9 protein-coding genes are annotated in these 14,124 nt (G+C 48.8%); all 9 read left to right on the top strand.

Annotation, left to right across the window (positions count from 1 at the left end; all coding sequences use genetic code 11):
- Positions 1-11: 11 nt before the first annotated feature.
- Positions 12-491, top strand: a complete 480-nt coding sequence (locus AAB417_03360) for a hypothetical protein (protein MEK7631037.1) — start codon at positions 12-14, stop codon at positions 489-491.
- Positions 492-503: 12 nt separating this feature from the next.
- Positions 504-665 carry a hypothetical protein gene (locus tag AAB417_03355; protein MEK7631036.1) on the top strand — a complete coding sequence of 54 codons (162 nt, stop codon included), beginning with the start codon at positions 504-506 and terminating at the stop codon, positions 663-665.
- A 1-nt stretch (position 666) separates the two neighbouring features.
- Complete coding sequence (locus AAB417_03350) at positions 667-1,935, top strand: FAD-dependent oxidoreductase (protein ID MEK7631035.1); 1,269 nt, start codon at positions 667-669, stop codon at positions 1,933-1,935.
- The gene (locus tag AAB417_03345) at positions 1,895-3,091 is read left to right on the top strand and encodes a putative glycoside hydrolase (protein ID MEK7631034.1); all 1,197 of its coding nucleotides are present in this window, start codon (positions 1,895-1,897) and stop codon (positions 3,089-3,091) included. Before AAB417_03350 ends, AAB417_03345 begins: the two co-directional genes overlap by 41 nt.
- A 58-nt stretch (positions 3,092-3,149) precedes the next feature.
- Positions 3,150-3,527, top strand: a complete 378-nt coding sequence (locus tag AAB417_03340) for a hypothetical protein (GenBank protein ID MEK7631033.1) — start codon at positions 3,150-3,152, stop codon at positions 3,525-3,527.
- Positions 3,528-3,563: 36 nt separating this feature from the next.
- Positions 3,564-4,922, top strand: coding sequence for a tail fiber domain-containing protein (locus tag AAB417_03335; protein MEK7631032.1), 1,359 nt, complete (start codon positions 3,564-3,566; stop codon positions 4,920-4,922).
- 38 nt (positions 4,923-4,960) lie between these two features.
- On the top strand, positions 4,961-9,694 hold the full coding sequence (locus AAB417_03330) for a GBS Bsp-like repeat-containing protein (GenBank protein ID MEK7631031.1): 4,734 nt from the start codon (positions 4,961-4,963) through the stop codon (positions 9,692-9,694).
- 7 nt (positions 9,695-9,701) lie between these two features.
- Positions 9,702-10,115 (top strand): hypothetical protein, encoded by a 414-nt coding sequence (locus AAB417_03325; protein ID MEK7631030.1) that lies wholly within the window; start codon positions 9,702-9,704, stop codon positions 10,113-10,115.
- Between the two features lie 496 nt (positions 10,116-10,611).
- Positions 10,612-14,121 (top strand): CARDB domain-containing protein, encoded by a 3,510-nt coding sequence (locus AAB417_03320; GenBank protein MEK7631029.1) that lies wholly within the window; start codon positions 10,612-10,614, stop codon positions 14,119-14,121.
- Positions 14,122-14,124 lie beyond the last annotated feature (3 nt).

Genomic DNA, 14,124 nt, shown 5'->3' with positions numbered 1-14,124 from the left:
ATAGAGAAAATATGATTTTAGTAACTCATGCGGTAGTTGGTAGCGCGCTCGTGCATACGGCGGCGAGTGTTGGTGGCGCGCTTGCGGTGGGCGTGTTGAGTCATTATCTTTTTGATATGATCCCGCATTGGCATTATCATGTGCCAAAGGTAAAAGAAATATCATTGCGTGTGCCGGGCAGTGCGCCTATACAATTTTCACGAGCCCTGTTGAATGATGTCAGATGGATCGTGCTTGACCTGACAGCGGGCATAGTACTCTCTTTTTTATTTTTTAGCGGTTCATGGTTGGTGATTGGCGCGGGTGCGTTTGGTGCGGTGCTACCCGACTTACTGGTGGGCGCTTCAAAATTTTGGCCGCAAAAATTACTTGTTTGGCATGACAGATTTCACCGATGGATCCATACCGATATCCGGCTTGATGATCGTCCGATGCTCGGTATCACTTCGCAGGCAGGGATCGCGATACTTTTTGTTTTGCTTTTTCGGTGATAAGCTAGCGATATGCGAAAATATCTTGTCATTGCCTTTTTGGGTGCGTGGGTAGCGCTCGTACCCTTTTTACCCGTTCGCCCCGGCTCTACTCAAAAGCTTTTGTTGGGTACACTTGGCGGGCTTATCGTAGTATTGGCACTTTGGTCACTTCGCGAAACGAAAGAACAATAATATGCCGAAAAATCCGGCATATGACTATGTAATCATCGGCGGCGGTATCGCGGGTACGACTGCCGCGGAGACGATCCGTTCGCGTGATTCACAGGGTACGATAGCACTCATCTCACTCGAAACTGACCATCTCTATTCACGCGTACTCTTGCCTGGTTATATTCGTGACAAAATTCCGCGCGAGAAAGTTTTTTTGCGTACACTCGCGGACTATACCAAACACGGCATTGATTTTTTTGGTGGCCTTTCTGTTATAGGGTTTGAAGCGGCAAAGCGTGAGATTCATACGAGCGACGGTGCCATAATTTCGGGTATCAAAATTTTGATCGCTACTGGCGGTACGCCGCGGCGCGCACCATTTGCCGTAGGTATTGAGGATTATACCTTTCGTCTCCAGACTATTGAGGATGCTGATCGTTTTCATACATTTATAGCGGCTGATCCTGCGCCAAAGGGTAAGAACGCCATGATTGTGGGCGGCGGGTTTATCGGGCTTGAGTTTATCGAGACGGCGTTTGCGCGCGGATACAAAGCACATGTGCTTTTACGCGACAAGCAATGTTTTGGCAATCAGCTTGATTCACAGGGGTGGGGGGTACTGGAATCAAATTTTGGCAGGCACGGTATCATGCTCTATCCCGAGACTGAAATTCATAAGGCAGGATTTACCGACAAAGGCTTTACCGTCAGCCTTTCGGGTGGGTTCGATATCCCTACTGCGTGGATTGGATACGGAGTGGGAGTTGAACGCAATACACTATCATTTCAAGGTACCGGTGTGCATACTAATCGTGGCATTGTGGTCAATGAATTCTTAGAATCATCTATTGCGAGTATTTGGGCGGCGGGTGATGTGGCCGAATATCGCGATATTCGGTTTGGCGAGGATCGGTTGGTAGGTAATTGGACGAATGCGTTTTTGCAGGGCAAATGCGTGGGCCTCAATATGACCGCGCATACATCTACTGAACGCACTGCGTTTGATGCGGTGCCGACCTATTCAATAACCAATCTTGGGCTGCAGATCACTTTTGTCGGTATCACGGAGCCGCGTGAGGGTTGGGAGACTATTTCGCGCGTATGGGATGACGGCATGAGCTACGAACGGCTTTTTATAGGTAACAATGTGCTCAAAGGGGCTATCCTTATTAATCGTTTTCAGGATAAGATGGTAGTATCAAAACTTATCGAGACACAAAAAAATATTTCAGCACAAAAAGAAGCGCTGCATGATCCACAAACTCCGCTCTCATCGCTTTTCCCAGCCTAAATACACGGTGCCTACGCTGGGCGTCGCGGCACTAGTGGCCGCTGGTTTTTTTATTAGTACCCAGTCAAGTATTAGTTCAGTGTATGACCGCGATATCGTCGCCGCATCGGTAGAAAATATTTCAATAGGCGAGGCGCTTGCCCCCAAACATGAGCCGCCCGTGCACATCAAGCCGCCCGAGGCGGTGCGTGCTATCTATATGTCGAGTTGGGTGGCGGGTACGCCGTCGATTCGTAACGATATCATACATTTTGTGACCAATGGTTCTGAGATCAATAGCATTATAATTGATATCAAGGATGCCACCGGTAAAATTGCTTTTGAAGTCTCTGACAAAGAATTAAAACGCCTCGAATGGGCAGAAAAACGCATACCTGACATTCGCGCACTGATTCGCGAGCTCCACGGATACAATATCTATGTCATCGGACGCGTTGCGGTATTTCAAGACCCACATATCGTCAAAAAAATGCCGGAAATAGCTGTCGGCGATATCGGCGGTGGTATTTGGAAGGACCGCAAGGGGTTGCCATTTGTCGATGTGGGCGCCAAGTCCTATTGGGATTTGGTGGTGCGTATCGCGCGCGAGTCAGAACAAGTGGGCTTTGACGAGATTAATTTTGATTATATCCGCTATCCGTCAGACGGCGCGCTCTCGCGCGCGGTATTTTCGCACTCAGGTACGCGCGAGAAGTCAGATGTACTTGAAGATTTCTTTAAATATTTGCGCAGTGAGCTCAAAGACTTGCCCGTGCCTATATCAGCCGATGTCTTCGGGCTCACCACATGGTCCGAAGATGATCTCGGTATTGGGCAAATACTTGAAAAAATAGCGCCACATTTTGATTATATAGCTCCTATGGTGTATCCATCGCACTATGATGCGGGTTTTCAAGACTTTAAGAATCCGTCACTGCATCCATACGAGGTTATCTTCGCGTCAATGGAGCGAGCAAAGTTTCGCCTTGAGAAAATGGGTGAAGATCCCAAAAAACTTCGCCCATGGATACAAGATTTTGATTTACATGGGGTCCAGTACGGCGTTGCTGAGATCCAAGCGCAGAAAAAAGCTATCTATGATTCGGGTTTGAAGTCGTGGATGAGTTGGGATCCATCAAACAAGTATACGCGTCCGGCATATCGGCCTGCACAATAAAGATTTTTTGATACTTATACACAAGCGTTTAGCTTTTATAGTTCTATACTAAGACTATATGCTTTCTGGCAAAAGACAGCACTGGGTTGGGCTTAGTAAAAAAAGCCGTAAGGCGCTTGAACGATTTCCGTTCAAAGATTTTGCCATTCTCGTGCTTATCGCGATTATCGTCACGATGGCATGGACTTGGTATGACAGTACCCCGCGCCTTGTGCACGACTTTATGCGCGGAAACTTGCCCGATCTATCAGAGGAGATGCGTATCCGCAAAGAGCGGGGGCTTGTCGATCTCCCCGATGAGATCTTGCAAGAGCAGATGCGTGATATGCAGTCATTGCGTGAAGAAAAAGATATGGTTCAGCCATCAACATCAAAGCTTGATGTTGATATGCGCACATCGCAAAGACTCTATGAGAGGACTTTATCAAAACCCTAAAGGTTGCTTATTTTTTATTTTATTTTTAACAATTCTATGATTACAAAAGATTTTTTCAACAACATATCAGGAGTCGCAAAGAAAATAGCATGGTATTCTGCCGGTTTTGTCATCGGCGGGGTTGCGATAGCTGGGCTTACCACGCTTGCTGCATGGTCTGATCCAACAGCGGCACCCACAGGTGGCAATCCAGAAGCTCCACTCAATGTCGGCCCAAGCGCACAGGTCAAAGAAGGCTCGTTCGATGTTAATAGCAATCTTACAACGCATGGCTACCTCACAGTTTCTCGTACAGGCGCCGGTGCATTTTCGTTTGCTCAGCTCAATACCAAGGGGCCTACGGGCGGGTGTGCGGGCTGTGTTTCCACGCTCGGATATACATGGCGTCTTTTCACCACTGCAAATGATGTGAATACCGCGACCTATCCAGGGGTAAATGCTAACGCTTTTGAGGTTTGGGAGTATCCAGATAGCGGCGGATCATATGCTCGCCTTCAGATAGAAGATAAAGCAGCCGCCGTAACTCCCGGTATAGTTCGTATCAATAGTAATGGTACATTGCAGGTCAATAAAGATACCGCAACACAGTATAACGGTCTCCAAGAGCCAACTCTTTCTCTCGCCGAATGGACTGCAGGCCCTCTCAATAAACAAGCTTGGATCCAGTTTCATAATTCTGGAGATAATGAGGCATATATGCGTCTCGGAAAGGGGTCGGGTGGTCGCAGATTTGAATTCGGCGATAGCCAAGGAGCTGGCGCTGCAATTATGGTAGCAGCACCGTCTGAAGGTGACTCGTCGCAACTCAACAAGCATTTTGGTCGCATTTGGCATTCAGGTGCCGTGAATGGAAACCTACATATCGACGCCATGAAATTCAATGCGGCCGGTAATCTTGTTACTGCTGGGACAAGGGGTACTTATTTGAACTGGTTTGGCGGCGGTGCGGGCGTGCATATTGGTAGCGGGGTTCCTGGCGTCTATGGCAATTTGACCGCTGCTGTTGTGACACAGACGAGTAATCGCGCAAGTAAAGAGGACATTGCTCCAACTACATACGGTATCAATGAAATACTCCAACTCCAGCCAATTAGTTTCCGCTATATCAAGGATCCGGCGCGCATCAAGCATCTCGGTCTTGTGGCTGAAGATGTAGCACCTGTTATTCCCGAGGTAGTGACATTCAATGCGGATGGTACGGTTCTTGGCATTGATTACAGTAAGCTCACCGTACCACTCATAAATGCTGTAAAAACCTTAGACGCGAGAGTCGATGCACTTGAAGCGCATGCAGAAAGTACAATATTGAAATCACCAAACGGTACTTGCTTTGAAGTGAGTGTTGGTGATGACGGCGCACTCGCAACGCGCAAGGTAGAGTGCCGCAGAGAATAGTCATTACAATCCAAACTCATTTTTGAGTGATTGGTGCAATGCCCAGCAATATTTCTACAAGATTCCTACAAAAAAGATTTATAGCTCTCGCGTTTGGATTCGCGCTCTTTTTAGCGCCATCGTACGCATTTGCTGCAATCAGTGCAGGGGGGCCATACAACATTAATGGCACCTCCGGCCAATTGAGTGGGTCTACAAATAATAATGTTGCCGGCACCTATTGGGAGCAGGTAAGTGGTCCCGGAACATTGTCATTTACCCCGTCTACCGGTTCTTCGGGTCCGCAAGCCGTTGCATCTGCGCCGGGGCAATATTCTGTAAAATATTGCGCTGTGTTCGTTGAATGTTCTTCTCCCACCACGGTTTATTTTCTTGAGACGACAGTTAATGGGAGCACGATCACGGTAGAACAGGGAAGCTCAGCGAGTGGTTCCATCTCAGTATCAGCTGCTCCCAGTGGTTACGGTGGCGCTAATTTGGTTGTGACAAATTATTTGAACACACAAGGTGGCGTATCGGGTACTTCCGCGACACTTAATAGTTACAGTTGCGCGGTACCTTGTAGTAAAACATTGACTGTGAGTGTTCCTTCAAATATGCCGGTCGGTACCTACAATTCAGGGGTTCTCATAGATGTCTTCGGACCTACCTATCAGCGTGGCGCCGATTATATTACTGTACAAGTTGTTCCGCCGGCAGTTGCGGCACCCCCAACACCTACAGGTCTGACCGTAACGCCGCAGTGTTCGGGTACCAGCTCGCGCGTGCGACTCAACTGGGGCGCTTCATCAGGGGCTGACGAGTATGAAGTATCCAGGTGCGCAAATGCCGGATGTTCGCCATCATACTACGCTACTGTATCAAGTAATACTTATCTTAATACGAGTGTGACCTCAGGTACGCTTTACCGTTATCGTGTTCGCGCGTGTAATGCTGGCGGGTGTAGCGCTAATACTGCGCCTATTTTAGAGGCAACCGCGCTCAATTGTGCCGCATCCCCTCCACCAGCACCATCATGCAATACCGCGGTATTCAATTCGGCAACCAGTGGTTTTTATCCAAATAGTTTATCCAATGCTACAAAAATTTCTTATCCGACCCCGTGGTGTAATACGCTTGGGTACAAAGTGCGTTGTGATTTTGGTGTAGGGTCCGATACTATTCCCGCGCCCTCAGGCTGTGTTTGGGGCAGATGGGTGAACACTACGCAGGCGGAATTTGATTGCAACGGATATTCGGTTGTTACCCCAGATACCGTGATCAGTAAGACATGTAGTATTAGCGCTGGCGGTAGCGGTAATATTTGTTCTGCTGTAACAGGTCCCGCCATGCAGCTTTACGGCGACGAATGTCCAAATTGTTCGGCGAATTTTTCCCCATCTTCAATATCATCAGGTGGATCTGCGACACTTAACGCCACTGCCGAGTGGGATGTAAATTCGTTTTCTGTATGGAGTTGTACGGGCGGCATCAACCAGTCTGGTAGCTTTCAGGCTGTCTTCGGGCAAACGTTTACCAATATTCTTTCCTCTGCCAGTTGTAATGTGAGTGTTGATGCCCCCAGCGGTGTTTCAAGAAGTTGCGTAGCGAATTTGGGCGTAGGCAGTTCATGTGGCGCCACCGGACAAGCATGCTGTAGCGGGAATACATGCCCCATCTCAGGTGTATGTAGTGGTGGCACCTGTGTACCACCAGGACCTCCGCCACCCCCACCTCCTCCAGCGCCAGTTCCCCCGCCAATCGGTCTCGGGTGTAGTGGTGTCTCCGTTTCCGCCTCAACGGTATATGGTCCTACGGCAACATATGACGTCATCATTTCCGGTGTCACAGGGGCTTCGGATGTGCGCGTGCCACATTGGACAAATCTTAATGGGCAAAATGATATTGGTGGTTCGCCGTGGCCTGCGGCGACCAATCAAGATGGTGGTACTTGGCGCTATACCGTACAGCTCAACCATCATCTTACTGGAACTCCTGAATATGGGGCGGTGCTCAACCATGTATATCTCAATGGTTCTGCGCAGTATTGTGGCGAGGCGACCGTGCAATGGGATGCCGCGCCTCCAGTCGTCAACCAAAATCCCATCGGTTTCAATGACGGAGTTGCAAGTTGTGACAAGTTAAAGGGTTGGACTTGTGATCCCGACGCATGGAGTACGGGACTGCAGGTTCATATTTATGAGGGTTCGACATACTTAGATGCTGTTACGGCAAATATTACATCGGAAGCAGGTGTGAACACTGCGTGCGGTAGTACGCCAAATCATAGATTTGAATGGACTATTCCGGTCTCACTCAAAGATGGCGTGTCACATACACTCTCCGCTCGTCCCATCAACACTCCACCGGGTACCAACCTAACTCTTCCACTGTCGGGCTTAGCAAGTAATATTATTAACTGTTCACCTCCTCCTCCACCCCCGCCAACAAACAATTCTCAATGTGTCAGCATAAGTGCCCCGACTCCTGTAGAGGCCGGCACTACTTTTTGGACGACAGTGCAAATGAAAAATACTGGTACCAAGACTTGGACATCAGCGGAAAATTATAGCCTTGTCGCGTATGATGCGTCTATTGCACCATTGCCACCAAGCAAATGGTCTCCTGAACGGCTTGTGTTGCCGACTAGTCCAGTGTCTGCCGAGCAAACGGCCACTTGGGCATTTAATGTAACTGCTCCATTTGCCGCAGGTAATTACAATAATATATCAGGTACGCCATTTCCTATGTATGGCTGGACGATGGTAGATATGGTTGGCGCTACCCCTAGCGCCCCAGACGACTGGTTTGGTCAGGCATGTACACAGTCAGTAACAGTCACTCAAACGCCAGAACCGCCAACTGTAGCTGAGGCTTCATGCGCTACTTCGTGGGGTCCTGATATATCAATTGGCGGTACGCCAAATATTGGTAGAAATCCTGCGGTTGCAAAGCTTCCGTTTGGTGATGAGCGTCTCATAGTCGCTATGTGGGGTAGTGATAGTAGGGTTTATGTAAAAGAATGGGAAAATAATACGCTCGTTGATTGGTATCAAGTCAACAATGGTATGACGGCTGGACGGCCAAAACTTGTTACGATTAGTGGAGAGCTGTGGCTCTTTATTAGCGGTCTCGACGGATATTTACACAAGGCAAAGTATATAAGTGAAGGTACATGGAGTCCGTGGATACATACTAGTTTGCTATGTAATGCTACATGCGCCAGTTTGGGATCGGGTAGCCCATTTAATGGTTTTGGTCCAAGGACTGTTGACACCTCATGGGGTACTTGGCGCGCAAGCGTGGTTGGCGGTCAGGATGTGCTCCAAAAATGTGTGGAGGTGATAACGCCGCCTCCTCCGCCAGTAGGCCCACCACCACCCCCGCCACCACCAGCTGGACCACCGCCTCCTGTTGCTCCGCCCCCTCCACCAGCATCTTCGATACTTTTTGATTTACATGGCCATGGTTGGTCTCCCAATATTGGTTGGCTCGCGATGAACTGCGAAGATCAAGGAACCTGTGGCACGAGCAATTATAAAGTACAGGTTGATAGCGATACGGGATACTTACAAGGAGAAGCATGGTCTGCAAATATTGGTTGGGTTCAGTTTGATCCTATAAATATTTCTGACGCGCCAGAAGCTCCATTTACTCCTGCGCGACTTGCAAATGGCACCATGACTGGCTGGGCGCGCGCGTGCTCGGGCACCTACTATAAAGACTGCGTGAGCGCCACGCGCACTGATAACTGGGACGGTTGGATCAAGATGTCAGACAGCAATCCTATTGTCTATGGCGTATCGCAAATCGCCCAAAGACTTCTTGGGCACATCTGGGGTGGGGGAAGTCCTACTGCGGCAGTCCCTACCGATAGAGAGAATGGTTTGGGTTGGATTAAATTTTGCGACCTCACTGCAGCCGCGGGGTCACCGCTTTACTGCGGACACCCATCCGTCTGTGATCCAAATGAGGCCCCCGGTTCTCCTGAATACTGTGGTGTGACCATTGAAACCCAAGCGCCGCAGATTTCAGGCCTGTTGCCTGATGGGCCTCAAGCTATTGGAACTACGGATGCGATACTCCAGGCCGATACTAATATGAGTGCCACCTGCCGTTTCTCGACTGTGGCAAATACTGATTATGATGATATGACGAGGACATTTAACTCGTCCCCTGATGGTTTACATCATACAGCCCCTGTGTCGGGGCTGACTGATGGTAGCTCGTATATATATTATGTCAGGTGTGAAAACGAATTTGGTGATGAGAGTAGTGAAGCGGTCATTGATTTCTCTGTAGATGAGCCTCTTCCACCCCCCAACTTTAGTTTTAGTCACAATCCTTTCTGGCCAGAAGAAGGCGTACATGACGACCATTTTGGGCCTGATATCACGATGGGAAATGCCGATCTCTCAAGTCTTACAAGGCTTAAATTTACGGGTACCGAGGGATTGGAAAATGCTCAAGTTACAGTTACAGTAACAGGTCTTTATGAAGACAGAGTGCCGTATATAAGCGAAACACAATATGGTGACGGCAGCATAACCAACGAGACTTCTTTACCGCTTTCGACGAAGATTACCCCTGTCTTGGATGGCGTTAACAGATTTTCTAGGATTGTCGTCATAACAAACGGTTCTGGTGAGGCCGACTTTAAAGTGCGAAGGCGCAATATTCAGCCCGGGCGATATATCATCACATTGCAGTACAGTATGCCAGGCGTGCCAAATAAAGAAGATACGCTCGTGCTCATCATTGGTGAAGGGACGCCTGGGTATATTGAAATCTAAATACACTATGGATATAGAAACTACTCAAATAGAATCAAGTCGCAAACCACTGCCTATCATTGTAGGTATTGTAGTCATCGCTCTCGTGGTGGGCGTTTTTTTTCTCCTCATGCGTGGGGCAGATAAAGAAAAGACTCAAGATCGCAATCCGGATGTCTCGGGTCTCCTCGATAGATGGCAAGTCGATAAATCTAAGGCATATGCCATAATCATGCCGGGAGATAAAAAATCAATAAAACAAGCAATGACACTCGACGCGTCCACAAAGTATGTATATCGTAGGGGCAAGAAACGCGACGCAGAGCGTCCAGAAGAAACAGGTGCACTCGCCAATATTTCCGAAGGTTTATATATTGGTGTTTATTTTAAGCAAGGCACGCAAATTGCCGATACTATCATCTATGCTGACTGGCCGCTCTAATATATTTATACAGATCTCACTAATTGTTTTTGGGCTTTTTATGTTGCCGAGTTTTGCGTTTGCGGCCCCTTTGCTCAGTATTAGTGGTCAATCAGGCACTCTCCCGCCACACTTTGTGTGTGGCGACCGTATTGTCGCGAGTATAAGCGGTGGAGCGCCCAATGCGAAAGTAGAATTAAGCTGGGATACAGCCCAACAGGCGCCCGTAGGATGGACAGAATTTCCCGGTACAACTAATGGCAGCGGTAGTTGGAGTTTTACAGGATCCAGCATTGATACCTTGTGGGCGGATAGCGGGAACAACGGGAGCTGGTTTAAAGCTCGCGTAGGTGGTGTTGAGTCAAATCAAGTACATTTCCCAGTCAATTGTGGGAAGCTCTCTCTCGATAGATCGTCATATACTTGCGGTCAGACTATTAATGTATCGGGTAGGCTATTTCTTGTAGCTCAACAAGGCCGGTTCAGATGGAGTAATGGTAATAATACATGGGAAGGAGTGCCTCTATGGACAAGCGTTGGCGGCAATTTTTCAAATTCATATCCTCCCGGAGGTATCGTTTCAACTTCAGATAATTTTTGGCCGATTCGCACCAATTATTGGATCGAGGCTCTAAATAATAATGGCGATCTTGTTTCCGATAGGATTTCTTTCGGTGTGAATTGCCCTATAGCAGGCCCTCCACCTCCACCACCAAACTGTCCCGGTGGCGCGTCAAAAAATTGTAGCGGTACACAGCAAAATCAATTTCGTTGTACGACTGGTTTGAGCAGAGAGCAGTGTCGTAGTACTACGGGTAGATGGTGTTGGGAGGCCGCCTCCAGTTGTAGCGCTGGGCAATCGTGTAGTGGTGGATCTTGCGTTACTCCACCACCCCCACTCCCGCCTCCACCAGGACCTTCATGCAATGCGCGCACTTTTGCGCGTCCGCCGAGCGGTTTTTACAATACTGCTGGTGCAAGTATCACTTCGATCGCGCGCAACACTACGTTTGATATCCTTTGTAACTATACCGTTGGCACTAATGATACGGGTATTATTCCTGTCACGGCCGGCGCGCCTAATTGTGGTTGGATCGATTTTGTCGGCACCTCAGCACGTTTTCGATGCAATGGCGGCATTGCCACAGCCGGTACCTATACGTATGAATGTAAGGTCGGACCGTCAGCTCTCCCGCTTGATAACTCGTGTTTCCAAGACAACCCAATCGGTTCTATTACTATTACTGGAGGTGCCACACCTCCGCCTCCACCCCCACCTCCGCCGCCAGCACCAGGATGTTCTAATACATGGAATTCAACGAGTGGTGGCACCTACGATAAAGATGGCTTGGGGACTCAGTGCGGGTGTGATTCATGGGATCGATGTGGTAATTACAATGGACCATTTAGTCCTTCGCCAGATCCATGGTGTTCGCCTCGTCCGGGGGGATGTCCACTACCTCCACCACTCCCACCTCCACCTCCGCCTCCACCCCCGTCAGCAGGGCGGTCAGATTTGGAGGTGACAAATTATTGGACTGACCCGGCGACGATACTTTCTGGTAATTTGGTTGATTTCGCGGCGATTGTACGCAATCAGCCAAGCGCTACTGCCGCGCCGGGGGTAATCACGCAAACTTCGCTTTGTCTTGATGTGGGAAGTTCCACAATTGGTGTCTGTGATGTAAATATCAATCGCAATACCAGCAGTCTTTCTCCTGGCACATCAGAACAGGAATCTTGGGTTGATGTATGGACGGCTGTCGCGGGTACTCATACCTATCGTATTTGCGCTGATGCCGGTTCAGCCGTGACGGAATTAAACGAATCAAACAACTGTGTTACGAGCACATTTACTGTAGGCACAGTACCTCCACCTCCACCGCCTTCGGCATGCACGCACAGTGTCTACCCATCAAACAAATTCCATGTTTGCTATTTTGATACGACCGCGGCACCTACAGGCGCTGATCCAATATTGCGTCAAGAAGACGAGTCTCTGATAGCTGCAACGCCCACGACGCTAGTAGGCGCGCTTCCTTCGGTTATTGATCATGATTGGGGTACGGGCGCGGTAGGCGGTACGACAGAAATCAATACCGTATCAGGCGTGTGGAGAGGAGAGATCAATCTTAGGCCGGGCATTTATACATTTCATGTGACTTCAGATGATGGTGTAAAGTTTGCAGTTGGTATCGGAGGCACCATGACTAATGTCATTAATGAGTGGCAAGATCAAAATTTGGTTGATCGCGCCAGTGAACCTGTCACATTGCCAGGCGGTCCTACACGTATGCGTTTGCGTTGGTACGAAGACGGAGGAGGTGCACGTATTAAACTTTGGTGGACATTTACCCCAGGTGGCGACCCACCACCTCCGCCCCCACCTCCACCCTGCGATACAGTCGGTGCTGCTTGTTGCGGCAATACCTGCGGAGGCGGGCTTGTATGCGATGAAGATTTAAATATTTGTATCAATCCTGAAGGCGATTTACCGACGGTAACTCTCGAAGCTCCTGATGAGAATGAAATAGTAAATACTGCACGAAGCACCGTTCCCTTCGATGGCAGCTCCGCCAGTGTTATGCCCGTTACTTTCCGTTGGGAGTTCGCCGACGATGCGGGCGGGACACAATCACACTATCGTTTGTATGTTGGCGATATTACCGATGAGTTTGACAGCAATGGTGATGATCTCGATTCTGATAGCGGTTGTGTTGTAGACGGCGATTACAGCCTCAGTATCGAGTGTGCTAAGTATACGGCCGATTTTAGTAGCAGTCTTGGTGGAGAACCTTTTAACGGAAAGGCTATCGCATCACCGGCCGATGATCGTAGTCGCACGGTAAATCTCCGCGTCAACCGCAAATATGTATGGACGGTGGCCGGTCGCTCAAGTCAAGGCGATCCATTACAGCCACCCGCGTTTGACGAAAGACGATCAGATATATTGGTGACCGGATATCGTGTGTTTGACACAGGCGCTGGCATTATTAGCGGGGGAGATATCTATATTAAGCGCATTGATAGAAACGGTAATCTTTTTACTGAAATAACTGATGCTTTCATAGGTACTGACACAGAAGGACAGCAAAGAAACCCAGCGCGGTTTGAAGGGTTAAATCCAGGCAATAGCGATTTCCCTACAGCCGCGTTTACAACGCCGGTCAACGGATATACTTTGTTCGCTGGAGTCTGCCGGTATGCTCGATTAACGATACCTTGTGATCCGGCGACATTTACACGCATGACGTATTCCGTGCCATGGCTCGCGTATTTTATTGACGGCATTGATATTGTCAATAATGAAATTACGCATGTGGTTATTAAGTATCTCCCGCAATGTTCTGACGGTCTTGACAATGATGATCCTGATGGCGATGTCGACGAAGATGACGCGGGGTGTCATGTCGATGGTGATCCGACAAAACCCTATGATCCAAACGACACTAACGAAGGTGATGAGCCCGTAGGCCCGGGCGGAGATTTTACCATTACTCATATCCCGTTACAGTGCGATCATATTTCGAGCGATGATTTAACTTGTATATCAGGTAAGCCGTGGCACCCTCATCATTTTGCGGATCTCCGGTTTGGTACATTTCAGCTTTCCAATGAAATTGTCGTCAAAATACAAAGTGTCGCGGGTTTTGCAGGCATCGTAACACTCAATATCGGTGGTATGTCGCTCGATCATTCACCAGTTTATGATCCTGGCGACGCAAATGCGGACGGTCTCCCTGATAATATGGGGGATGGTGAGGCTGATGATCTTTCATATCCTTTGTCGACAGGGTCCAAAGTAACTCCCGTGCTCGATGGTACAAATAGGTTTTCTCTTCCGGTTATCATCAGCGCAGATGGTGTGTCTGAGGTACGACTTAAATTGCGGCGCGTTAACATCCCGCCAAATCGCTATGTAATGAAAGTAACCGGTTCGGCAACAATAAATGGCGTGACGGTCACAAAACCTGACCCACTTTTGGTGGTTGTAGGTGAGGGGACTTCAGGCTACCAAGAGCGATAAACT

Source organism: Patescibacteria group bacterium (assembly GCA_038064855.1).
In the GTDB taxonomy this organism is placed as follows: Bacteria; Patescibacteriota; Minisyncoccia; order Ryanbacterales; family GWA2-47-10b; genus SICQ01.
The sequence above is the reverse complement of the archived record's forward strand: the minus strand, read 5'-3'. Positions and strand labels throughout refer to the sequence as shown.

Excerpts from the sequence above, each read along its gene's own strand:
- AAB417_03360 (MEK7631037.1), top strand. The coding sequence starts at position 12 with ATGATTTTAGTAACTCATGCGGTAGTTGGTAGCGCGCTCGTGCATACG.
- AAB417_03355 (MEK7631036.1), top strand. The coding sequence starts at position 504 with ATGCGAAAATATCTTGTCATTGCCTTTTTGGGTGCGTGGGTAGCGCTC.
- AAB417_03350 (MEK7631035.1), top strand. The coding sequence starts at position 667 with ATGCCGAAAAATCCGGCATATGACTATGTAATCATCGGCGGCGGTATC.
- AAB417_03345 (MEK7631034.1), top strand. The coding sequence starts at position 1,895 with ATGATCCACAAACTCCGCTCTCATCGCTTTTCCCAGCCTAAATACACG.
- AAB417_03340 (MEK7631033.1), top strand. The coding sequence starts at position 3,150 with ATGCTTTCTGGCAAAAGACAGCACTGGGTTGGGCTTAGTAAAAAAAGC.
- AAB417_03335 (MEK7631032.1), top strand. The coding sequence starts at position 3,564 with ATGATTACAAAAGATTTTTTCAACAACATATCAGGAGTCGCAAAGAAA.
- AAB417_03330 (MEK7631031.1), top strand. The coding sequence starts at position 4,961 with ATGCCCAGCAATATTTCTACAAGATTCCTACAAAAAAGATTTATAGCT.
- AAB417_03325 (MEK7631030.1), top strand. The coding sequence starts at position 9,702 with ATGGATATAGAAACTACTCAAATAGAATCAAGTCGCAAACCACTGCCT.